20 protein-coding genes are annotated in these 21,977 nt (G+C 60.8%); 18 read left to right on the top strand and 2 right to left on the bottom strand.

Annotated features, from left to right (window positions below; translation table 11 throughout):
- Window positions 1–259: 259 nt before the first annotated feature.
- Window positions 260–574, bottom strand: a complete 315-nt coding sequence (locus RWJ89_RS01250) for a hypothetical protein (protein WP_168281240.1) — start codon at window positions 572–574, stop codon at window positions 260–262.
- 178 nt (window positions 575–752) lie between these two features.
- Window positions 753–1,457, bottom strand: a complete 705-nt coding sequence (locus RWJ89_RS01245) for a transcriptional regulator NanR (protein WP_003550397.1) — start codon at window positions 1,455–1,457, stop codon at window positions 753–755.
- A 176-nt stretch (window positions 1,458–1,633) separates the two neighbouring features.
- On the opposite strand from RWJ89_RS01245, the gene oiaX reads away from it, so the two are divergent.
- From oiaX to RWJ89_RS01155, 18 genes are all read left to right on the top strand, one after another.
- Entirely contained in the window at window positions 1,634–2,890 is a 1,257-nt protein-coding gene (oiaX, locus tag RWJ89_RS01240) for a 3-oxo-isoapionate-4-phosphate decarboxylase OiaX (RefSeq protein ID WP_168281242.1), read from the top strand.
- Window positions 2,891–2,895: 5 nt separating this feature from the next.
- Window positions 2,896–4,233: a four-carbon acid sugar kinase family protein gene (locus RWJ89_RS01235; RefSeq protein WP_168281571.1), complete on the top strand. Its 1,338-nt coding sequence runs from the start codon at window positions 2,896–2,898 to the stop codon at window positions 4,231–4,233.
- Window positions 4,234–4,365: 132 nt separating this feature from the next.
- Window positions 4,366–5,193 carry a phosphogluconate dehydrogenase C-terminal domain-containing protein gene (locus RWJ89_RS01230; protein WP_130679019.1) on the top strand — a complete coding sequence of 276 codons (828 nt, stop codon included), beginning with the start codon at window positions 4,366–4,368 and terminating at the stop codon, window positions 5,191–5,193.
- A gap of 101 nt (window positions 5,194–5,294) precedes the next feature.
- On the top strand, window positions 5,295–6,236 hold the full coding sequence (locus RWJ89_RS01225) for a D-ribose ABC transporter substrate-binding protein (protein WP_097621577.1): 942 nt from the start codon (window positions 5,295–5,297) through the stop codon (window positions 6,234–6,236).
- A gap of 73 nt (window positions 6,237–6,309) precedes the next feature.
- A complete protein-coding gene (locus RWJ89_RS01220) occupies window positions 6,310–6,954 on the top strand; it encodes a DUF2291 family protein (protein ID WP_164048340.1) in 645 nt (214 codons plus the stop codon).
- Window positions 6,951–8,501, top strand: coding sequence for a sugar ABC transporter ATP-binding protein (locus RWJ89_RS01215; protein ID WP_168281246.1), 1,551 nt, complete (start codon window positions 6,951–6,953; stop codon window positions 8,499–8,501). The genes RWJ89_RS01220 and RWJ89_RS01215 overlap by 4 nt, the downstream gene beginning before the upstream one ends.
- Complete coding sequence (locus RWJ89_RS01210) at window positions 8,498–9,562, top strand: ABC transporter permease (protein ID WP_131663356.1); 1,065 nt, start codon at window positions 8,498–8,500, stop codon at window positions 9,560–9,562. Before RWJ89_RS01215 ends, RWJ89_RS01210 begins: the two co-directional genes overlap by 4 nt.
- A gap of 1 nt (window position 9,563) precedes the next feature.
- Entirely contained in the window at window positions 9,564–10,598 is a 1,035-nt protein-coding gene (locus tag RWJ89_RS01205) for a Gfo/Idh/MocA family protein (RefSeq protein ID WP_131663357.1), read from the top strand.
- Entirely contained in the window at window positions 10,595–12,457 is a 1,863-nt protein-coding gene (gene apnL, locus RWJ89_RS01200; RefSeq protein ID WP_131663358.1) for a D-apionate lactonase, read from the top strand. Before RWJ89_RS01205 ends, apnL begins: the two co-directional genes overlap by 4 nt.
- Before the next feature lie 55 nt (window positions 12,458–12,512).
- Window positions 12,513–13,517, top strand: coding sequence for a dihydroxyacetone kinase subunit DhaK (locus RWJ89_RS01195; protein ID WP_131663359.1), 1,005 nt, complete (start codon window positions 12,513–12,515; stop codon window positions 13,515–13,517).
- Window positions 13,518–13,520: 3 nt separating this feature from the next.
- On the top strand, window positions 13,521–14,165 hold the full coding sequence (gene dhaL, locus RWJ89_RS01190; protein WP_316030434.1) for a dihydroxyacetone kinase subunit DhaL: 645 nt from the start codon (window positions 13,521–13,523) through the stop codon (window positions 14,163–14,165).
- A gap of 70 nt (window positions 14,166–14,235) precedes the next feature.
- Window positions 14,236–15,489: an ABC transporter substrate-binding protein gene (locus RWJ89_RS01185; RefSeq protein WP_131663361.1), complete on the top strand. Its 1,254-nt coding sequence runs from the start codon at window positions 14,236–14,238 to the stop codon at window positions 15,487–15,489.
- A 91-nt stretch (window positions 15,490–15,580) separates the two neighbouring features.
- The gene (locus tag RWJ89_RS01180) at window positions 15,581–16,480 is read left to right on the top strand and encodes a carbohydrate ABC transporter permease (protein WP_168281250.1); all 900 of its coding nucleotides are present in this window, start codon (window positions 15,581–15,583) and stop codon (window positions 16,478–16,480) included.
- Complete coding sequence (locus tag RWJ89_RS01175) at window positions 16,477–17,361, top strand: carbohydrate ABC transporter permease (RefSeq protein WP_222060850.1); 885 nt, start codon at window positions 16,477–16,479, stop codon at window positions 17,359–17,361. Before RWJ89_RS01180 ends, RWJ89_RS01175 begins: the two co-directional genes overlap by 4 nt.
- Window positions 17,362–17,394: 33 nt before the next feature.
- The gene (locus tag RWJ89_RS01170; protein WP_168281252.1) at window positions 17,395–18,915 is read left to right on the top strand and encodes a DUF5060 domain-containing protein; all 1,521 of its coding nucleotides are present in this window, start codon (window positions 17,395–17,397) and stop codon (window positions 18,913–18,915) included.
- Window positions 18,916–18,935: 20 nt separating this feature from the next.
- A complete protein-coding gene (locus RWJ89_RS01165) occupies window positions 18,936–20,006 on the top strand; it encodes an ABC transporter ATP-binding protein (protein WP_168281254.1) in 1,071 nt (356 codons plus the stop codon).
- A 153-nt stretch (window positions 20,007–20,159) separates the two neighbouring features.
- Window positions 20,160–20,669, top strand: a complete 510-nt coding sequence (locus RWJ89_RS01160; RefSeq protein ID WP_131663365.1) for a GNAT family N-acetyltransferase — start codon at window positions 20,160–20,162, stop codon at window positions 20,667–20,669.
- 271 nt (window positions 20,670–20,940) lie between these two features.
- Window positions 20,941–21,852 carry a protein-L-isoaspartate O-methyltransferase family protein gene (locus RWJ89_RS01155; protein WP_222000290.1) on the top strand — a complete coding sequence of 304 codons (912 nt, stop codon included), beginning with the start codon at window positions 20,941–20,943 and terminating at the stop codon, window positions 21,850–21,852.
- The last annotated feature ends 125 nt before the right edge of the window (window positions 21,853–21,977 follow it).

The raw sequence follows: 21,977 nt of genomic DNA, 5'->3' as shown, positions 1-21,977 counted from the left end.
GATGAGAAGGAAAAGTTCTGGACGTCCTAATCGTTGCCGTACGATATCGAACAAACACGTCGTTGACGCGATCCGGCACGTTTCGCGTCGGTGAATCACGTTATCGCAAAACGGAGGCTAGCGGCCTGGAGCCGTCGTGCCGGCAGCGATCCTGCCCGACGGATTGCTTTACTGAAGTTCGCCCACGCAAAACCCCCGAGGTTGGTTGTCCAACTTTCGGGGGTCAGGTCACGAGGCGGAGTTTTTGTGAAGAAGCCGATCAATTGTTGTGGGCTGCGCAGGCTTCGTCCATCGGGGTGGCGTTGCTCGTGCCGCCCTGCGTCTGAAGATTGGCAGAGTTATTGACCGGATTGGGGCACTTGACCTTGTCCTTCGTGCCGCTGGTCGTGGAACCAGTCGTGGTGGTATCCGTTGCCATCGGCTTCTTGGCCTTCGTGTCGGTGCCTGCGCCGCCACCCTGGTCGGCCTGGCTCTTATCAATGGTGGCACCTGCGGGGGCGGGATTCGATTGGGCGAAGGCGGATGTGGCCATGCCGATAGCCAAAATTGACGCTGCTACGAGTTTCATACGCATTGTGATGTCCTCCTTGGGATCCTTGCATACTTGACCCACTCAGAACCTCATTCTTAGATCATTGTTCCGGCTGCAGCCGACAAAATGCACTACCGCGTTCGACAGCCGCGACGCGATCAACAATCGAGGTCTTTTAGCGGGGGGATGAGCAGCCATTGCCCACAAGTGCAATCGGCGATTACTTCGCGTAAAGCGCTCGCGACCGCTCGAGATGCTTGAGGAGCGCCGTTTCCGAGCCATCCACATCGTTTGCTTCAAGGCGGTCGACGATCTCGTCGTGTTCGGCAAGCGTGAATTTTTCCTTGCCGGTCCAGATCAGCATCTCGGTATGATATTCCTTCAGCCAGGCAAGCATCGCTTCGCTGACGGCGACGTAGATCGGGTTGCCTGATATCTGCGCGATGCGGGTGTGGAATTCCATGTCCGCGTCGATGAACTCTTCGGCCCGGCCAAGCGACATGCGCTGGCGTTCGATGACGTTCCTGAGGTCGGCGATATCATTTGCCGAGGCCCGCTGCGCGGCCTCGCGCGCCATGCCCCGCTCAAAGAAGATGCGCGCGCTCTTCAGATATTCCAGCGAGTCCGAAGATTGCGACAGCATGATCTTGGCGGTGAGATCGACCTGGCGGAATATCGATTTTGCCGTCAGCCTGAGGACCTTCGCCCGCTCACCGTGGGAAATGCTGACCAGACCTTTGTTGGCAAGGGACTGCATGGCCTCCCTGATCGCCGGCCGGCCGACGCCGAAGCGTTCCATCAGCACGCGCTCGGACGGCATTTCATCGCCGGGCTGAAGCTCGCCCGAGGTGATCATTCGCTCAAGTCGATCAAACACTTCGTCAGAGAGTTTCCGGCGGACGATTTGTTCGAGGGGCTGGGTCATCACATCTCGCTGGCTCAAAAGTTTTCTCCTAACAGTTTCCGTGTCGAGAACAAAGCTGTCGGTGGAAATATGAGGATCTGAAGATTCCACTTTTCATCAGTTGGAATACTCATTATTCCAGATCACGAGTTGACGCCATGGCAATCTGCGTGGCGAGAGGAGCAACCGTCCGTTTCATGATGATTACCCTGACCTACCGCATCGAAACGCCCGGCAACGTCGAGGCGATGGCGGAAAAGATCGCGAGCGACCAGTCGACCGGAACCTTCGTGCCCGTCCCTGGCGAGACCGAGGAGCTGAAATCGCGCGTCGCCGCCCGCGTGCTGGCGATCCGTCCGCTCGAGGGCGCCAGTCATCCGACTTGGCCCGAGGTCGCGCCCGGCACGCTTCTTCATCGCGCCGATGTCGACATCGCCTTTCCACTGGACGCGATCGGGACAGACCTTTCGGCATTGATGACCATTGCGATCGGCGGCGTCTACTCCATCAAGGGCATGACCGGCATCCGCATCGTCGACATGACGCTGCCCGAAGCCTTCAAAAGTGCGCATCCCGGACCGCAGTTCGGCATCCCTGGAAGCCGCCGCCTTACCGGCGTCGAAGGCCGACCCATCATCGGAACGATCGTCAAGCCGGCGCTTGGTCTCAGACCGCACGAAACGGCGGAACTCGTCGGCGAGCTGATCTCATCCGGCGTCGACTTCATCAAGGATGACGAAAAACTGATGAGCCCGGCCTATTCGCCGCTCAAGGACCGCGTTGCGGCGATCATGCCGCGCATCCTCGATCATGAGCAGAAGACCGGCAAGAAGGTCATGTATGCTTTCGGCATCTCGCATGCCGATCCCGACGAGATGATGCGCAACCACGACATCGTCGCCAAGGCCGGGGGCAATTGCGCCGTCGTCAACATCAACTCGATCGGCTTCGGCGGCATGAGCTTTCTGCGCAAGCGCTCCAATCTGGTGCTGCACGCGCATCGAAACGGTTGGGACGTGCTGACACGCGATCCGGGCGCCGGCATGGATTTCAAGGTCTACCAGCAGTTCTGGCGGCTGCTCGGGGTCGACCAGTTTCAGATCAACGGTATCAGGGTCAAGTATTGGGAGCCGGACGACAGCTTCGTCTCGTCTTTCAAGGCCGTCAGCACGCCGCTGTTTAATGCCTCCGATTGCCCGCTTCCGGTTGCCGGTTCGGGCCAGTGGGGAGGACAGGCGCCGGAGACCTATCAACGGACCGGCCGCACCGTCGATCTTCTCTATCTCTGCGGCGGCGGCATTGTCAGCCACCCCGCCGGCCCGGCGGCCGGCGTTCGGGCCGTGCAGCAGGCCTGGCAGGCAGCCGTCGCAGACATCCCGTTGGAGATCTACGCGAAAGATCATCCGGAACTCGCCGCTTCGATTGCAAAATTCAGCGAAGGCAAGGGCGCGTGACCGCGATGGGTGGACCTCTCGTCAGCTATTACGGGGATGACTTCACCGGCTCCACCGATGTCATGGAGGCATTGGCTTCGAACGGCGTGTCGACCGTGCTCTTCCTCGACGTTCCGACGCCGGAACTGCTGGCGCGCTTTGGGGATTGCCGCGCAATCGGCATTGCCGGGACAAGCCGCAGCGAGACGCCCGCATGGATGCGAGAGCATCTTGCGCGCGCTTTCGAGTGGCTGAATTCGCTCGGCGCTGACATCTGCCACTACAAGGTCTGCTCGACCTTCGATTCCAGCCCCGAAATCGGCAATATCGGCAAGGCGATCGAAATCGGCCGATCGGTATTCGGGCAATCCGTCGTGCCCGTCATCGTCGGTGCGCCGCAATTGAAGCGCTATACGGCATTCGGCAATCTCTTTGCCGCTTACCAGGGCCGGATCTTTCGCATCGACCGCCATCCCGTCATGAGCCGCCATCCGGTGACCCCGATGGACGAGGCGGACCTTGCGGTCCACCTGTCGAAGCAGACCCGCCTTCCCGTCCTGCTCGCCGATCTCGTCGCCATCACCGCGCCGGACGCCGATGCGCGGATCGACGAACTGGCGTCGGCTTCAGAAGGGATCCTGCTCATCGATGTCGACTCCGAGGCGACGCAGGAGGCCGCGGGTCGACAGTTGCTTCGTGCCACCGGCCGTTCGGGAAGCTTTGTCGCCGGCTCCTCGGGGGTCGAATATGCCCTGCTCAGCGCGTGGCGGCGGAGCGGCTTCATCGGCAACAGCGGCGCCGAGTTTCCCGATATCGGCCCGGTCGACCGCCTCGCCGTCGTCTCGGGCAGCGTATCGCCAACGACCGAGCGCCAGATCCGGACGGCTGTCGACAACGGCTTCGAGAGTATCGCGCTCGATCCGCTTGCACTGGTCTCGGAGCATGGCGAAGGCGCGGTGGATGTGGCGGTGCAGGCGGGCATCCAGAAGCTCAAGCAAGGCAAAAGCGTCATCCTGTACACCGCGCTTGGACCGTCCGCAGACCGCGGCGCCGACATCGACAAGCTACCGGGGGCTCGTCACCGGCTCGGCAGCGCGCTCGGCACGATCTTGCGCCGCCTGATCGAAAACGAAGGGCTTTCGCGTGCCGTCGTCGCCGGCGGCGACACGTCCAGTCACGCGCTCAGGCAGTTGAAGATCGACGCGCTGACGACGCTCCTTCCGCTGCCCCAGACGCCGGGCTCTCCGCTTTGCCTTGCACATGGCGACTATCAGCCGACCAACGGCCTGCAGATCGCGCTCAAAGGCGGCCAGGTCGGGACGGACGGCTATTTCGTCCAGATCCGTGAGGGAAGGAAGCACTGATGGTTTCCTTCGGCATCGGCCGAAACGTGCGATCGCAGAAAAACGTGACTCCAACAAATTAAGTAGTGATATGGTGATTGACTCATTATACCAGTTTGTGATCCTATTGAGAACGGAAAAGGTGAGGAAAACATGACTAAAATTGCCCTCTTCGGCGCAGGCGGGAAAATGGGATACCGGCTCGCCAAAAATCTCAAAGGCTCGCGTTTCGAGGTCCGCCATGTCGAGGTGAGCGACGCAGGCAAGGCCCGTTTGAAGAACGATCTCGGTGTCGATTGCGTACCCGTCGATGTCGGGCTCGACGGCGCCGACGTGGTGATCCTGGCCGTGCCGGACACGGCGATCGGCAAAGTCGCGGCAGGCATCGTCGACAAGCTCGCATCAGGCACCATGGTGATCGCCCTGGACGCTGCGGCTCCCTTTGCTGGCCACCTGCCGAAGCGTGACGATCTCACCTATTTCGTCACCCATCCCTGCCATCCGCCGATCTTCAACGACGAGACGGACATGCAGGCGAAGAAGGACCACTTCGGCGGCCTCTTCGCCAAGCAGCATATCGTTTCCGCACTGATGCAGGGTCCGGAAAGCGCCTATGCGCTCGGTGAGGAAATCGCCAAGCTGATCTGGGCCCCGGTCATGCGCTCGCACCGGGTCACGGTCGACCAGCTTGCGATGCTCGAACCGGGCTTGTCGGAAACCGTCTGCGCATCGCTGCTCGTCGTGATGCGACAGGCCATGGACGAATGCGTGGCACGCGGCGTGCCCGAACAGGCGGCCCGCGACTTCCTGCTCGGCCATATGAACGTGCTCGGCGCGGTCATCTTCAAGGAAGTCGACGGCGTGTTCTCGGATGCCTGCAACAAGGCGATCGAGTTCGGCATCCCGGCGTTGATGCGCGACGACTGGAAAAAAGTATTCGAACCGCAGGAGATCGCCGAAAGCATCCGGCGCATCACCTGAACCGGCTTGGGGAGGCAAGTCCTCCCCCCTCAACTGCCCCGGGGAGACGGGGTCTAGCCGCCCCAGGGAGAAGGGGCTTCATTCACAACAGGGAGGAAAAAATGAAACTGACGCGCAGACTGACACTTGCAGCTTTTGCCGGCGCATTGGCGCTTGGAACGGCTCTTCCGGCCTTTTCGGCCGATCTCATCGCCATCATCACGCCGGCACATGACAATCCCTTCTTCAAGGCCGAAGCCGTCGGCGCTGAAGCCAAGGCGAAGGAGCTCGGCTACGAGACGCTGCTCATGACGCATGACGACGACGCCAACAAGCAGTCCGAAATGATCGATACGGCGATCGGGCGCGGCGCCAAGGCAATCATCCTCGACAATGCCGGAGCCGACGCCTCCGTCGCAGCCGTCAAGAAGGCGAAGGATGCAGGCATCCCCTCCTTCCTGATCGACCGCGAAATCAACGCGACGGGCGTTGCCGTCGCCCAGATCGTCTCGAACAACTATCAGGGCGCCCAGCTCGGAGCGCAGGAATTCGTCAAGCTGATGGGCGAGAAGGGCAATTACGTCGAGCTGGTGGGCAAGGAGTCCGACACCAATGCCGGCATCCGCTCGCAGGGCTATCACGATGTCATCGACGACTACCCGGAGCTGAAGTCCGTCGCCAAGCAGTCGGCCAACTGGAGCCAGACGGAAGCCTATTCGAAGATGGAAACCATCCTCCAGGCAAATCCCGACATCAAGGGCGTCATTTCAGGGAACGACACCATGGCCATGGGCGCCATCGCTGCGCTGCAGGCGGCCGGCCGCAAGGACGTGATCGTCGTCGGCTTCGACGGTTCCAACGACGTGCGCGACTCCATCAAGTCGGGCGGCATCAAGGCAACGGTCCTGCAGCCTGCCTATGCGCAGGCTCAGCTGGCGGTAGAACAGGCAGACGCCTACATCAAGAACAAGACGACACCAAAGGAAGAGAAGCAGTTGATGGATTGCGTTCTCATCAATGCCGACAATGCCGGCAAGCTCGAAACCTTCGCCCTGACGAACTGATCAGCAGCGAATTGCGGAGGGCGCAGCGCTTCGCCCTCCGCAATGCATTTCGCAATACGTCGAGGTTTAAAGCATGTTGAGAATGAAGGGCGCCCTGCTCGCCGCCGTCGTGGCGGCCGCCTTGCCCGGTTGCAAGATCATCAAGACACCGACGGCTGAGGAAAAGGCGGCGGCAGCGGCCAAGACCGCCTTCGACCCGAATGCAAAGGTCGAGGCGATCTGGCAGTCCGAGGCAGTGCCCTATTTCGAGAAGCGCGCCGGCGACCTCAAGGACGTCATGCAACTGGCAGCCTCCAGCCCCGACGCCGCAGGCGAGAAATACGGCAATCCCCGCAAGCAGAGCAGTTCGCCATGGACCTATGCGGTGAAGATCACCGGCAAGGTTGTCGCGGCCGATACAGCGTCGCGCGCGGCAACGCTCGATGTCGACGCCGATGGCGACGGCAAGGCCGATGCGAAGGTGCAGATCGGGCCGGCGCTGCGCGGCACGGCGCTGCGCGACACGTTGGAGTTCGTCAATTTCAACGAATTCAAGAACCAGATCGAGTGGGCGCAGTTCGGCAAAGCCTTCAACGAGAAGGCCAATACCACCTTTCTCTCCGCCATCCCGCGTGAGGGCCTCGCCGGCAAGACGGTGACCGCGATCGGCGCCTTTCCGCTGCCCAAGAGCGGCGAGCTGCCGCTCATAACACCTTCGGAACTGAAGGTCGGCCCATGACCACAGGAGAGGCAAAAAAGGACGACATCATCCTGCGCCTCGACGACGTGTCGAAGGTCTATTCGGGCATCGTCGCCGTCAAGCGCGCCAATCTCGAGCTTCGCCGCGGCGCGGTGAACGTCCTCGTCGGCGAAAACGGCGCAGGCAAGTCGACGCTGATGAAGATCATCGCCGGTGTCGAGCGTCCGACGCTCGGCCGCATCATCCTGGACGGCAAGCCCATATCCTTCGACAGCCCGGCGCACGCGCAGGCGAATGGCATCGGCATGATCTTCCAGGAGCTCAATCTCTTCGCCAACATGTCGGTCGCCGAGAACATCTTCGCCAGGCGTGAGATCACCCGCGGCATCCTCGGCATCGATCACAAGGCGCAGGTTCAAAAGGCCAATGCGTTTTTGAAGCGTCTGGATGCCGGGATCGAGGCCGATACGATGGTCGAGGACTTGCCGATCGGCCAGCAGCAGCTCGTCGAGATCGCCAAGGCGATGTCGTTGAATGCCCGTATCCTGATCATGGACGAGCCCACGTCGGCTCTTTCTGCAGCCGAGGTCGAGATCCTGTTCAAGGTGATCGCGGAACTGAAGGCCCAGGGTGTGGCAATCGTCTATATCTCGCACCGGCTCGAAGAACTGATGCGGATCGGCGACTACATCACGGTGCTGCGTGACGGCCAGGTCACCGGTGAGGCGATGGTCCGCGACATCGACATGCGCTGGATCGTGCGGTCGATGATCGGCTCGGATGCCAAGGATTTTGCAAAGTCCGTGGACCACGCCGTCGGAGCCGAGGTCTTTCGCGCCGAAAACATCAGTCTGCCGCGGCCGACGGGCGGGCTTTCGGTCAACGATGTCTCCTTATCGGTCAAGGCAGGCGAAATCCTCGGCATCTACGGCCTGATGGGCGCCGGGCGCAGCGAATTCTTCGAATGCGTGATCGGTCGTCACACACACTCGACCGGCAAGATCTTCATCGACGGCAAGCAGGTTCGTGCCCGCGACACCACCCGGCGTATCCGCCGCGGTCTTGCGCTCATTCCGGAAGACCGGCAGCGCGAAGGCCTGGTCCAGGTGCTTTCCATCGCCTCCAACCTGACGCTGGCGAGCCTTGGCCGCTTCACCCGGCTCTTTCACATCGACAGGGGTGCGGAGAAGAATGCGGTTCGCGATGCGATCCGCGATCTCTCGATCAAGGCGCCGAACCCGGATTTCGAGGTGACCTCGATGTCGGGCGGCAATCAGCAGAAGGTGGTCATCGGTAAGGCATTGATGACCAATCCGAAGGTGCTGCTGATGGATGAGCCGAGCCGCGGCATCGATGTCGGCGCCAAGGCCGACGTCTTTCGCACCATGCGGCGGCTGGCGGCAAACGGGCTCGCCATTCTGTTTTCGACTTCCGACCTCGAGGAGGTCATGGCGCTTTCCGATCGCATCGCGGTCTTGAGCAACGGCCAGCTGGTCGCCGTCTTCGACCGCAACGAGGCCACGGAAGAAGCCATTATCGCGGCTTCGGCCAAGGGACACGGACATCAAGGGAAACTCGCGTCATGATGACGGCTACATCAACAACTCTTGCGCCGAAGGGCGACAACGGCTCGGCGCTTCTGACGCTGATGAAGCTCAGGACGTTCATCGCGCTATTTGCCGTCATCATCTTCTTTGCGATCTTTGCGCCGAACTTCACCTCGACAGCAAATATGATCCTGATGTCGAAGCATGTGGCGCTGAACGCCTTCCTGGCGATGGGTATGACCTTCGTCATCATCACCGGCGGCATTGATCTCTCCGTCGGATCGATCGTCGGGCTTTGCGGCATGGTCGCCGGCGGCCTGATCCTTTACGGCATCGAATTGCCGATCGGCTACACCATCTTTTTCAACCTTTTCGAGATCGTGCTGATCACCCTGTCGATCGGCCTGCTCATCGGTCTGATCAACGGCCTGCTGATCACCAAGCTCAACGTCGCGCCCTTCATCGCCACGCTCGGCACACTCTATATCGCCCGCGGTCTCGCTTTGCTGTCGTCGGACGGGCAGACGTTTCCGAACCTTGTCGGCCGGCCTGAATATGCCACGACCGGCTTCGATTTCTTCGGCGCGGGACGCATTTTCGGTCTGCCGGTATCGATCTGGATTCTGATCGTGCTGGCGCTGCTGGCGGCCTATGTCGCCCGCTCGACGCCGATCGGCCGTCATATCTTCGCCGTCGGCGGCAATGAGCGTGCCGCGCGCATGTCCGGTATCCGGGTCGATGTCGTCAAGATCTTCGTCTACATGTTCTCCGGACTTTGCGCCGCCATCGTCGGCGTCGTCATCTCCTCCGAGCTGATGGCAGCCCATCCGGCAACCGGCGAAAGCTTCGAACTCAATGCGATTGCCGCAGCCGTGCTCGGCGGCACCTCGATGTCGGGCGGCCGCGGCACGATCGGCGGCACGATCATCGGCGCCTTCGTCATCGGCATTCTCTCCGACGGTTTGGTAATGATGGGCGTCTCCTCCTTCTGGCAGATGGTCATCAAGGGCCTCGTCATCATTATTGCTGTCGTCGTCGACCAGGCGCAGCGCCGCCTGCAGCAGCGCGTCACCCTCATGCAGATGGCAAAGGCAGGTTGAGATGACGGAATTGAAAGGGGCTCTGATCGGCTGCGGTTTCTTTGCGATCAACCAGATGCATGCCTGGAATGACGTTCGGGGCTCTGACATTGTTGCGATCTGCGATCGCGATCCGGAGCGGCTGAAGATCGTTGGCGATCAGTTCGGCATCGAGCGTCGATACAGTGATGCCGAGGCTTTGTTCGCCGATGGCGGTTTTGATTTCGTCGATATCGCCACGACAGTGCAGAGCCACCGCGCCCTGGTAGAACTGGCCGCCCGTAACGGGGTGCCGGCAATCTGCCAGAAACCGTTCGCCAAGACCTTGTCGGATGCGAAGGCGATGGTCGAGGCGTGCCGCAATGCCGGCATACCGCTGATGGTGCACGAGAACTTTCGCTGGCAGACGCCGATCCAGGCGGTGCGCAAGGCGCTGGAGGCCGATGTCATCGGCACACCCTTCTGGGGCCGCTTCTCCTTCCGTTCGGCCTATGACGTCTTTTCCGGGCAGCCCTATCTCGCTGAGGGGGAACGGTTCATCATCGAAGACCTCGGCATTCATACGCTCGATGTCGCCCGCTATATCCTTGGTGACGTTCGATCGCTCACCGCCCGCACCAAGCGGGTCAATCCGAGAATCAAGGGCGAGGATGTCGCGACCATTCTGCTCGATCACGAAAACGGCGCCACGTCGGTCGTCGACGTCAGCTACGCCACAAGGCTTTCCAGGGAGCCGTTTCCCGAGACCTTGATCGAGCTCGACGGTTATGAGGGCACGATCCGCCTGACCCAGGGTTACGGCCTCGAAGTCACCAACGCCAAGGGCACCACCACCATGGACGTGTCGCCGAAGCTTTTGTCATGGGCCTCGCGGCCCTGGCACAATATCCAGGAGAGCGTCTACGCGATCCAGCAGCATTGGGTCGACCAGCTGGAGCGCGGCGCCGAACATTCGACCTCCGGGGCGGACAATCTGAAGACCTTCGCCCTGGTCGAGGCAGCCTATGACAGCGCTGCCGGAGGACAGACAATCGATGTCGGAGCGATGCTGCGATGACGATCGATGCGTTCCAGCTCTACGGCACCCAACTCGTCGATCCGCCACCGGTTCACCTGAGAGCCGGAAAATTGGAAGCCGATCTCGCCAACGGCAACCTCCGCACCATCCGCTACGATGGAACCGAGGTGCTGCGGGCGATTTCCTATCTCGTTCGCGATCGGGACTGGGGGACCTACAGCCCCGAGATCGCCGATCTCAGGATCGAGCAGAGTGACGATCGTTTCGAGGTCGCCTATCTCGCCCGCTGCGAGGGACCGGATGATACCAAACTCATCATCGATGTTCGCATCGTCGGAAGTCCGGACCGGCTCGACTTCGAGGCCGAAGCCATCGCCCCGACCGGCTTCGAGACCAACCGCTGCGGCTTCTGCATCCTGCATCCGATCGTCGGCGTGGCGGGTTCACCGGCGACGGTCGAGCATATCGACGGGCAGATCGTGGCGACACGGTTTCCCGATGTCATCGAGCCCTGGCAGCCGTTCAAGGATATGCGGGCCATCACTCACGCGGTCATACCTGGCGTTCAGGCGGAATGCCGGATGGAGGGGGACACCTTTGAAATGGAAGATCAAAGGAACTGGTCGGACGCATCCTACAAGACCTATGTCAGACCGCTCGCTCTTCCCTGGCCGTATGAGATTGCCGCCAATCGGCCCGTTCGACAAAAGACGTCGCTTGTTATCAGGGATATCGGCGGTGCTACGCGGCATCCTCCAGCTGCGGCGTCAGGCGGCGTCATAAAACTCGAACTCGGGGCACGAACCGGCACCATGCCTGATATCGGCGTTATCATTACGCCCGAAGAAGCCGATGCGACCCTCGCGGCAAAGTCCGTCCTAACGGAGATCGCTCCCCAAGAACTCCTCTTCCATTTCGACCCCGGTGCCGGGCACGGCGTCGAAGCACTCAGGCGGTTCGCAGCAATCGCGACGGTCCATCGCGGCCGCTCGGCGCTGGAGATCGCCCTTCCCTGCAAATCAGTCCCGGCGACCGAGACCTCCGAGATTGCCCGCCAGATGCAGCTGGCGGAATTCCGGCCGGATGCGATTATGATCTCGCCTTCCGTCGACCGACAGTCGACGCCGCCCGGCAGCAAATGGCCGGATTGCCCGCCCCTGGATGAGGTCTATGCTGCAGCCCACGCCGCCTTTCCCGGTATTCGCATCGGCGGCGGCATGCTGAGCTATTTCACCGAACTCAACCGGAAGCGCGTCCCCGATGGACAGCTCGACTTCGTCAGCCACTGCACCAATCCGATCGTGCACGCGGCCGACGATCGCAGCGTCATGCAGACATTGGAAGCGCTGCCCTTCATCACGCGATCCGTTCGAGCGATCTATGGCGACAAGCCCTACCGGATCGGCCCGTCGACGATCCCGATGCGGCAGAACCCCTATGGCAGCCGCACGATGGACAATCCGGCGGGCGCACGCATTCCTATGGCCAATCGCGACCCGCGCCACAATGGACGCTTCGCGGAGGCCTTCGCGCTCGGTTACGCGATACGGGTGCTGGATGCCGGCCTGGAATGCCTGACGCTCTCGGCCTTATCAGGCCCGTTCGGTTTGATCGCCGGTCCGGCTGAACCCACCGAGCAAGGCGGACGGCGCCCGTTGTTCAACACCGTGCACACATTGTCCCGATTGGCTGGCGCATCCTGGCAGGAATGCGTCTCCTCCTCGCCCTCCGAGGTCCTGTCTTTCGTTGCACGGAATGCCGCAGGCGCCAGGCTTCACGTCGTCAATCTGACGGGCGAAGAACGAAAGGTCGATTGCGGCGCATGCCGGCCGGCAGATGCGGGCAAAGAGTTGCTGCTCGCGCCGTTGGCGACCGCAGCCCTCCCACTGGCGGATTGACCTTCGGCGGTGCAACCGCATTTATGCAGGTGGAGCTCGCACTGGGAGGATCAGCATGAAGACGAAGAAGCTTATCAATGCCGGCGCAGATGCCGTCGATGAGATGCTGCAAGGCATTCTGGCGACGCATCCGCGCCACCTATACGCCGTGGAGAACATGCCCCGCGCGATCATTGCCAGAAACGGGCCCCGCAAGGGCAAGGTCGGCTTGGTCATCGGCGGCGGATCGGGGCACGAACCGACATTTCTGGGGTTTGTCGGCAAGGGGCTGGCGGACGCGGCCGCAATCGGCAACGTGTTCGCGTCGCCGCCACCCGATCCGATCATCGCCTGCGCCATGGCGGTCGACGGCGGCGCCGGCGTGCTGTTCATGTATGGCAATTATGCCGGCGACGTGATGAACTTCGACATGGCCGCCGAGATGCTTGCGCTTGACGAGATCGAGGTGCGCACCGTCCTCACCACGGATGATGTAGCGTCCGCCCCTGCCGATCAGCGGGACAAGCGACGAGGCGTCGCGGGCAACGTCTTCATCTTCAAGGCCGCCGGCGCAGCCTGCGATCTTCTCTACTCGTTTGATGATGTCGAGCGTGTCGCCCGCCATGCCAATGCGCGAACCTATACGATGGGTGTGGCGCTCTCGCCTTGCTCTCTGCCCCAGACGTTGAAGCCGAACTTCCTGATCGGAGAAGGGGAGATGGAGATCGGAATGGGCATCCATGGGGAGCCTGGCGTGGCGCGCGAGCCGCTGAGGCCGGCCGACGCGGTGACGGACGAACTCATGGACAGCATTCTTCGCGAAATGAAAGCAGACCGGGGCGATCGTGTCGCCGTTCTTGTCAATTCGCTGGGTTCGACCCCGATGATGGAACTCTACATCATGATGCGGCGCGTCAAGTCCCGGCTCGACGATGCCGGACTCATCCTCCATACGTCGCTCGTCGGGAATTACTGCACCTCGCTCGAAATGGCCGGCGCGTCGATCACGCTCATGCATCTCGACGACGAGCTTCAGCAATTGATCGACTACCCCTGTGATTGCGCGATGTTTGCGAGGTGATCAATGACGTTTACGACCGAAGACCTGCAGCGCATGTTTGCCGCGATTGCCAAGGATATTGCAGCAGAGAGCGACCATCTCTGCGCGTTGGACGGCGCCATCGGCGATGGAGATCACGGCCTTGCCATGGATGCGGGCTGCCAGGCCGCGGCGAAAGCGGTCGGCGAGCTTGACGCCGGGATTGCCCCGACAACCGCATTCAATGTCGCTGCAAAGGCTTTCCTGAATGCGGTCGGCGCTTCGTCCGGCCCGCTATATGCCACGGCCTTCATGCGTGCCGGAGCGGCCGCCAAAGACAGGCAGGTATTGAGCGATGATGATTTCCTGCGCGTCTTTGCGGCAATGGCACAGGGAATCCAGGAACGCGGAAAGGCCGAACCCGGTGAAAAGACGATGGTTGACGCCTGGAAGCCCGCGGCTAACGCGGCACTCGATGCCTGGCAGTCGGGAAAGCCCCTCCCCCAATGCTTCGAGGCAGCCGAGCGGGCAGCGCGGGCAGGCTGTGAAGCGACCAGCAACATGACGGCGGCCAAGGGACGGGCTTCGCGATTGGGGGACCGCGTGATCGGGCACATCGATCCCGGTGCCGCCTCGGCCGTCATCATCATCGCCGCAATGGCAAAATTTGCGCAGTGCGACAATGGTTAGCTCATCATACCAGTTGACATGTCGATGACTATCTGCAACAAGGGGCCGGCTTTACAAGAGGAGGACGGTAATGCTGACCCTTTCTGCGAAATTGAAGACTGCGAGCATCATTGCGATCGCCGTGGCGTCGCTATCGGCCACGCCGGTTCTTGCTGAAGACATCACGCTCTGGACCCTCAACTTCGACAACAATGCCGCCAATACGGCCCTGAAGAAGGTGGCGACGGATTTCGAAGCCGCAAACCCCGGAACACATGTCGAGATCGTTCAGCGCGCCGTCGACGAGCACAAGACCGCCTTGCGCGTCGCTGCTGGCTCCGACAAGGGACCTGACATTTATTTCAGCTGGGCGGGCCTCGGCCTCGGCGGCGAATATGTGAAGGCCGGTCTGTCCCTGCCGCTCGACAAATACTATGCCGAGTATAAGTGGAGCGACGAATTGTTGCCCTCGGCAGCGGCTTTTGCCGACCTCTATCCCGGCGGCAAACACGGCGTTCCCTTCACCTTCAAGGGTGAGGCCGTCTATTACAACAAGAAGCTTTTCGAACAAGCCGGCATCAAGGAAGAGCCGAAGACCTACGACGAATTCCTTGCCGCGGCCGATAAGCTGAAGGCTGCAGGCATTCCTGCCTTCACCTTCGGCGGCACGGTCAACTGGCACGTCATGCGCCTCATGGACGTTATCCTTGAAACGAAGTGCGGTGCTGAAAAGCACGATGCGCTGAAGGCGATGACGCTGGACTGGACCAAGGAGCCCTGCGCGACGGAATCCTTCGCGGAGTTTGCGAAGTGGACGAAGGACTATACGCTGCAGCCATTCATGGGCATCGACAACAAGCAGTCCTACAGCCTCTTCACCGCAGGCCGCGCGGCGATGATGCTCGAAGGCGACTGGCTGGTCAGCCAGCTTAACGGCTCCGGCGCCAATCTCGACGACTACGGGATTTTCCCCTTCCCGACCAACACCGACCGCCTCTATGGCTTTGCCGAGTACAATTACATCAGCACCAAGAGCAAGAGCCCTGACGTAGCGGCGAAGTTCCTCGACTACTTCCTCTCGACGAAAGTCCAGCAGGACCTGCTCGGCCAGTTGAGTTCGACCTCCGTCAACAAGAATGTACAATATGCCAACCAGAAGCCGCTCGAGGCGGAATGGCTGGGGATCTTCCAGAAATACGGCAAGGTCTACATGAACGGCGACCAGGCGTTCCCGCTCGATGTCACGACGGAATATTTCCGGGTCATCAACGATGTTGCTTCCGGCAACACCGAGCCGGCCGAGGCGGCCAAGCAGCTGCAGAGCTTCATCGCCAGCAGAACCTGATTCCTCCCAAGGCGCCGGTCGACCGACATGATCTCGATCGGCTGGCACCCCTTTCATCAGCTGGCAGCTGCTTCACTGCCAGGAGGAAAACATGTCACTTCGACAATCGACACATGATCCGCGCGTACAAGCGCTCATCCTGCTCGTGCCGGCGCTGGCGATCTATGCGGTCTTCGCGCTCTACCCGATGCTCAACGTCGTGATCCTGAGTTTCCAGAAGTGGAACGGGCTCGATCCCAATCGGCAGTTTGTCGGCATTGCGAACTATTCGGCGATTTTCACCAAAGATCCGGTCTTCTGGGTGGCCTTCCGCAATACCGTGATCTGGACCATGATGAGCCTGATCTTTCCGCCGATGGTCGGACTGCTGTTGGCGCTTAGTCTCAACCAGAAGATATTCGGCCGCAATGGCCTCAGGGCCATCTTCTATCTGCCTGTTATCATCGCGCCGATCGCGGTGGCCACCATGTGGAAGTGGATGTACGATCCCTTCTTCGGCCTTTTCAGCCAGCTGCTGACCTCCTGGGGCATGCAGGGCTGGATCAAGGACTGGCTGGGCAACCGGGATATCGCCCTTTATTCGGTTTTCGTCGCCTATCTCTGGCAGACGGTTGGCTTCTCGATGGTCCTGTTTCTCGCGGGCCTGCAGAATGTCTCTCAGACGCTCGTGGAGGCAGCGCGCATCGATGGCGCCGGCCGCTGGGCGGTGTTCAAGCATGTGACATTGCCGGCCTTGCGCCCGACGATCACGATCGTTCTCGTTCTTTCCGTCATCTCTTCCCTGAAGGCCTTCGACATCGTCTATGGCCTCACCGGCGGCGGGCCGGCGCAGTCCACCCAGATGCTGGCGCTCTGGGCATTCACGCAGGCGATGCAGATCTTCGATTTCGGACGAGGCGCGGCGATTTCGGTCGTGCTGCTGCTGATCACCATGGCCGTCGTCATTCCCTATCTCAAATGGACCCAGAAGCACGAGGAGGTTGAATCGTGACAGCGGTACCGACCGACCAGACCGCAGTGCATTTGCAGGTCGAACCATCGTCGATGAAGCGGGATCCGATTCTGATCGGCCTCTGGATCACGCTTGTTATCGTGGCGCTCGTCTGGGTCGCGCCATTCGTCTTCATCGTCTTCACCTCCTTGAAGACGCCGGCGGCGGTGACGGGTACGGGCGCCTTCGTGCCGCCAACCGAGCTCGCTTTCGAAAACTACAGCGCCGCATGGAGCCGCGGCAACTTCGCAAACTCCTTCTTCAACAGCGTCATCATCACCGTCATCAAGGTGCCACTCGGGCTATTCCTTTCGGCGATGGCCGCCTATGCCCTTGCCAAGATCAAGCTGAAGATCACCAAGGCCCTGCTGCTGCTCGTCGTGTTCGGCACGATGATCCCCTTCCAGGTGATGCTTGCGCCGCTCTTCACCCTGGTCAATTCGTTCGGCCTGGTCGACACCTATCCCGGCGTCATCCTTCCCTACATCGCCTTCGGCGTTCCCTATCAGGTTTTCATCCTGCATGGCTTCTTCAAGAGCATTCCCAAGGAGCTGTCGGAAGCAGCACTGATCGACGGTGCCAGCCACTTCATCATCTTCAGACGGATCTTTCTGCCGGTGTGCCTGCCCGTGCTCGCCGCACTGCTCATCCTCGACTTCGTCTCCACCTGGAACGAATTCGCCATGGCGCTGGTGCTGCTCCAGGATCAGCACATGTGGACCTTACCGCTCGGCCTAATGTCGTTTCAGGGGCAGTTCTCGAGCAATTACGGCCAGCTCAATGCGGCCATCGTGATGACCGTCCTGCCGGCCACGATCGTCTATCTCATCTTCCAGCGTTACTTCGTCTCTGGCCTGACCTCCGGCGCCGTCAAAGGCTAGCGACCACAAAAGCATTCACGAGGAGAATATTCTATGTCTGATGCAACAGTCGAAAAATGGGGCGTGTTCGAGGCCTCCTTTGATGGACCCTCCGGCGGCAATCCCTATCTCGACGTGGCATTCGATGCCGTGTTCACCCACAAGAGCCGCGAAGTCCGCGTGCCGGGCTTCTATGACGGCAACGGCACCTACCGCATCCGCTTCATGCCGGATAGCGAGGGCGAATGGTCGTTCCTGACGCGTTCCAGGACCGCGGCACTCCACGGCAAGACCGGCGCGCTGATCGCTACCAAGCCTTCGGCCGGCAATCACGGCCCGGTGCGCGTGCGCAACAAATTCCACTTCGCCTATGCCGACGGCACCCCGTTCCTGTCCTTCGGGACGACCTGCTACGCCTGGACGCACCAGCCGCTCGACATGCAGAAGCAGACCCTCGAAACCCTCAAGAAGGCCCGCTTCAACAAGATGCGGATGGGCGTGTTTCCGAAGGACTATCCCTATAACGTGAACGAGCCGCTGCACGCCTGCTTCGAACGCGGGGCGGACGGAAGGGAAGACTTCGACCGTCCGAACCCCGCCTCGTTCCAGCACTTCGAAAAGCAGGTCGCAGCGCTCTGCCAACTTGGGATCGAAGCCGACGTCATTATCTTCCACCCCTATGACCGGTGGGGCTATGCCGACATGTCGGCCGAACAGGATTTTCGCTATGTCGAATATCTGGCCGCTCGTCTCGCCGCCTACCGGAACGTCTGGTGGTCGCTTGCCAATGAATATGATTTCCTCATCGATACGAAGCCGATGGAGCAGTGGGATCGCTACTTCCACATCCTGGAAGAGAACGACCCCTACCAGCACCTGCGCTCCATCCATAATGGCGACGTGACGGCAAATTTCGATCATCGCAAGCCGTGGGTCACGCACACCTGCATTCAAAACCCCGACGTCAAGCGGACCCAGGAATGGCGCGATGCCTACGGCAAGCCTGTCGTCAACGACGAGCCGGAATATGAAGGCGACATCCTGCAGTCATGGGGCAATCTCAATGCGCAGGAGCTCGTGCATCGCTTCTGGATCACCATGGCGCGCGGCGGCTATGCCGGCCATGGCGAAACCTATTCCCATCCCGAGGACCTGATCTGGTGGGCCAAGGGCGGGGAACTGCGCGGCGAAGCGTGGAAGCGCATCGCCTTCCTCCGCGACCTCCTGGAAGCCGATGTCAAGCACGGCCTCGAACCGCTGGGCATCATCGGCGAATGGCCCTGGTCCCGCGTGTCGGGCGCGCGCGACGGCGACGGCGATTTCCGCCTGATTTATTTCGGCGAGCATCAGCCGGTGATCTGGTCCACGGGTCTGCCGGTCGACAGCGACGATTATGATGTCGATCTCATCGACACCTGGGAGATGACGATCACGCCGGTGGAGAAGGTGGCGGCTCCCGCTCCGCATCCGACGCGCCATGGCTCGATCGTGCGCGGCGGCAAGCCGGACGCAGCCTTCGGCGTCAAAATTCCGCGCAAGCCGTACCAGGCGCTGCGTGTGCGCAGGAAGCGCTAGAAGATGACAAGGGGTACGAAATGTCTGGCTTGAGTATCAGAAACGTCAAGAAATCCTTCGGCACGGTCGATATCATTCATGGTGTCGACGTCGAGATCGCCGACGGTGAATTTACCATTCTCGTCGGCCCCTCCGGCTGCGGCAAGTCGACATTGCTGCGCATGATTGCCGGGCTCGAGGATATCACCGCCGGTCAAATCAGCATTGACGGCCGGGTCGTGAACAATCTGCAGCCGAAGGATCGCGATATCGCGATGGTCTTCCAGAACTATGCGTTGTACCCGCAGATGACGGTCTCCCAGAACATGGGATTTGCGCTCGAGCTCGCCGGGGTCAAGCGGCCGGAAATCGAACAGAAGGTCGGTGAGGCTGCAGCAATTCTCGGATTGCAGCCGCTTCTCGATCGAAAGCCGGCGCAGCTGTCGGGCGGACAGCGACAGCGCGTCGCCATGGGCCGGGCCATCGTTCGCGATCCGAAAGTCTTTCTTTTCGACGAGCCGCTCTCCAATCTGGATGCGAAACTGCGGGTGAAGATGAGAGCGGAGATCAAGGCTCTGCACCAGCGCCTGAAGACCACGATCGTTTACGTCACTCATGACCAGATCGAGGCCATGACCATGGCTGACAAGATCGTCGTGCTCCACGGCGGTCGCGTCGAACAGATCGGCAGTCCGCTCGAACTCTACGACCGGCCGCGCAACATCTTTGTCGCAGGTTTCCTCGGTTCACCCGCGATGAACTTTCTCGAGGGAACTCTTGAGGGCGCAGGCAACCCGGCATTGTCGCTGCCGGGTGGGTCACGCGTAGCGCTTTCGCGGGCTCCAGCCAATGCCGCCAACAGACCGCTGACGCTGGGTATTCGTCCCGAAGACATCACCTTTGGTGGCGAAAACGGTGTGGATGCCGTGGTCAAGGTGGTCGAACCCACGGGATCGGAAACCCATGTCGCCGTGGAACTTGAAGGCCGGGAGCTGACATGGGTCGTTCGCGAACGTGTCGAGCTGGTGCCGGAACAGCCGGTGAAGCTTTCTTTCGAAACGGCCAAGGTTCACTTCTTCGACCGGCAGACGCAGCAGCGTTTGAGCGCCTGAAGATGAAGGGCAAGGAGCAAGTCCGTCGAACACGAAACCGGAATTTGACGGCATCGGACGTGCTTGATGATTCCTCGTCTTCGCAGCGAATTGGCGACTTGCAATCTCTGATCTCGCCGATAGGCTGTACCTCCAAAACGAGGTAGCCAAGGCATGCACATTCGAAGGGCCGTCTCCGCCGACGCGGCGGAGCTGAGCAGTCTCCTGAACGAGATCATCCTTGCCGGTGGAACGACCGCACTCGAGACACCGCTTTCAGCTGCCGAGTTCGCGGACTGGTTCATCGACGGCGAGTTTCCTCTGACCTGCCATGTTGCAGAGCATGGTCAGTCGCTCGTCGGTTTTCAGTCCCTGAGCTTATACGGCGATCCGCCGAAAGGCTTCGCCGATATCGCGACCTTTGCCCGCATGACCACAAGGACCGCAGGCGTCGGCACCGCTCTCTTCCCCGCAACCCGAGCCGCAGCGGAAGAGTTCGGGCTCGAATTCATCAATGCGACCATCCGAGCCGACAATGTCAGCGGCCTTGGTTATTACGCAAAGATGGGCTTCGAGACCTATGACCGACTAATCCAGGTTCCGCTTCAGGACGGTACGCCCGTCGACAGGATCAAGAAGCGTTTCAGAGTACACGCCAGACACCCCACGATACCCGACGCCTGAAACGTGTCGACGGCGCTGTAGGAGTGCTTGTCGTCCAAGGACCGGTTCAGCCTTTGCCCAGCGTTGCCTGCTGTCGGGGCCGATAGGCCGATGCTGCCTCTTTGCAGGACGTGGCGGAATATTAACCTTATGAAGTAACAGCGTAGTTTTCCACAATGGAAGAGAAGCGACACTTAACTTCCGTCACGAGTTCCCCTCGCTCATGATCAAGCATTCGGGATAGCGACGGATCCAGAGCCGCAAGGACGTAAAAAAGGAACAGGTCAAAGCCATGCCCGGAGATTTACCCCTGCCAACTGCGATGTTTACGGCCGACGAACTAGCGGTGATCCGCCGCGCTTACGCCCATCAGGTGGCGGCAACCGCCGCAACGACGAACCCGCGGATCGAAGCTGCCTTTGCCACCGTCCCGCGCGAAAAATTTCTCGGTGCGCCGCCATGGCAGATCGCGAACTTGGGCGGCGGATATCGCCCCCTCCCCTCCTCCGACTTGGTTCTGGCCTATCAGGACGTATTGTTCGCCTTGCAGTCCGAAAAGGGTGTCAACAATGGCAGTCCCTCGCTGCATGCCCGGCTCCTGGCAGAGCTGGGCATACAAATCGGCGATCGCATCGCCCATATTGGTGCCGGCACCGGCTATTACAGCGCCATTCTTTCCGAGCTTGTGGGAACTTCCGGTCATGTCTATGCCGTCGAAATGGATCCCGATCTGGCTGCCCACGCTCAAACAGCACTTTCCGATCGGGCCAATGTCAGCGTCATTAACGCCGACGGCAGCCAATGGCCGCAGCAGGAGGTGGATGCGATCTATGTGAATTTCGCCGTCGCGCGGCCCGCGGAACCCTGGATCGAAAGGCTGCGGCCTGGGGGGCGCCTCGTGCTGCCACTCGGCGTACCGCGTCAGGACCGACCGTCGAAAGGCGGCCGTCATGCATCCCATGGTGCTGCACTTCGTATTGAGCGCGGCGAGGGTGGATTTGCGACGCGTTGGATCGGCACAGCTTATTTCGTCTGCGCCAATGGTGGACTGACAATCGACGATAGCGAGATCGAGGCGCTGACAGCCGCGTTCAGGCGCGGCGGCATCGAGTTCGTCAAAAGCCTGCTCTGGAAGACGGAGCCGCGGATAGGGCGCTGCTGGTATATCGGCGACCAATGGGCGCTTTGTTATGACGACGTCTGAAACATCCGCGCCGGTTCCGCGAAAGGCGGCCGTCTCATCTCAGCGAGCAATATAGCGCGCCGCGGCACTGAAGAGCTCGACGTCCTCTACACCATCCTCCTTTCGCCCGGCGCGATCAGTTCGCC

Source organism: Rhizobium sp. 10PS4 (assembly GCF_032464805.1).
Classification (GTDB): Bacteria; Pseudomonadota; Alphaproteobacteria; order Rhizobiales; family Rhizobiaceae; genus Rhizobium; species Rhizobium laguerreae.
Note: the sequence above shows the minus strand (reverse complement) of the source record. Positions and strands in the feature narration are given on the sequence as shown.

Bases quoted from the DNA above. Each gene is read 5' to 3' on its own strand.
- RWJ89_RS01250 (WP_168281240.1), bottom strand. From the start codon at position 574: ATGCGTATGAAACTCGTAGCAGCGTCAATTTTGGCTATCGGCATGGCC.
- RWJ89_RS01245 (WP_003550397.1), bottom strand. From the start codon at position 1,457: ATGACCCAGCCCCTCGAACAAATCGTCCGCCGGAAACTCTCTGACGAA.
- oiaX (WP_168281242.1), top strand. From the start codon at position 1,634: ATGATGATTACCCTGACCTACCGCATCGAAACGCCCGGCAACGTCGAG.
- RWJ89_RS01235 (WP_168281571.1), top strand. From the start codon at position 2,896: ATGGGTGGACCTCTCGTCAGCTATTACGGGGATGACTTCACCGGCTCC.
- RWJ89_RS01230 (WP_130679019.1), top strand. From the start codon at position 4,366: ATGACTAAAATTGCCCTCTTCGGCGCAGGCGGGAAAATGGGATACCGG.
- RWJ89_RS01225 (WP_097621577.1), top strand. From the start codon at position 5,295: ATGAAACTGACGCGCAGACTGACACTTGCAGCTTTTGCCGGCGCATTG.
- RWJ89_RS01220 (WP_164048340.1), top strand. From the start codon at position 6,310: ATGTTGAGAATGAAGGGCGCCCTGCTCGCCGCCGTCGTGGCGGCCGCC.
- RWJ89_RS01215 (WP_168281246.1), top strand. From the start codon at position 6,951: ATGACCACAGGAGAGGCAAAAAAGGACGACATCATCCTGCGCCTCGAC.
- RWJ89_RS01210 (WP_131663356.1), top strand. From the start codon at position 8,498: ATGATGACGGCTACATCAACAACTCTTGCGCCGAAGGGCGACAACGGC.
- RWJ89_RS01205 (WP_131663357.1), top strand. From the start codon at position 9,564: ATGACGGAATTGAAAGGGGCTCTGATCGGCTGCGGTTTCTTTGCGATC.
- apnL (WP_131663358.1), top strand. From the start codon at position 10,595: ATGACGATCGATGCGTTCCAGCTCTACGGCACCCAACTCGTCGATCCG.
- RWJ89_RS01195 (WP_131663359.1), top strand. From the start codon at position 12,513: ATGAAGACGAAGAAGCTTATCAATGCCGGCGCAGATGCCGTCGATGAG.
- dhaL (WP_316030434.1), top strand. From the start codon at position 13,521: ATGACGTTTACGACCGAAGACCTGCAGCGCATGTTTGCCGCGATTGCC.
- RWJ89_RS01185 (WP_131663361.1), top strand. From the start codon at position 14,236: ATGCTGACCCTTTCTGCGAAATTGAAGACTGCGAGCATCATTGCGATC.
- RWJ89_RS01180 (WP_168281250.1), top strand. From the start codon at position 15,581: ATGTCACTTCGACAATCGACACATGATCCGCGCGTACAAGCGCTCATC.
- RWJ89_RS01170 (WP_168281252.1), top strand. From the start codon at position 17,395: ATGTCTGATGCAACAGTCGAAAAATGGGGCGTGTTCGAGGCCTCCTTT.
- RWJ89_RS01165 (WP_168281254.1), top strand. From the start codon at position 18,936: ATGTCTGGCTTGAGTATCAGAAACGTCAAGAAATCCTTCGGCACGGTC.
- RWJ89_RS01160 (WP_131663365.1), top strand. From the start codon at position 20,160: ATGCACATTCGAAGGGCCGTCTCCGCCGACGCGGCGGAGCTGAGCAGT.
- RWJ89_RS01155 (WP_222000290.1), top strand. From the start codon at position 20,941: ATGCCCGGAGATTTACCCCTGCCAACTGCGATGTTTACGGCCGACGAA.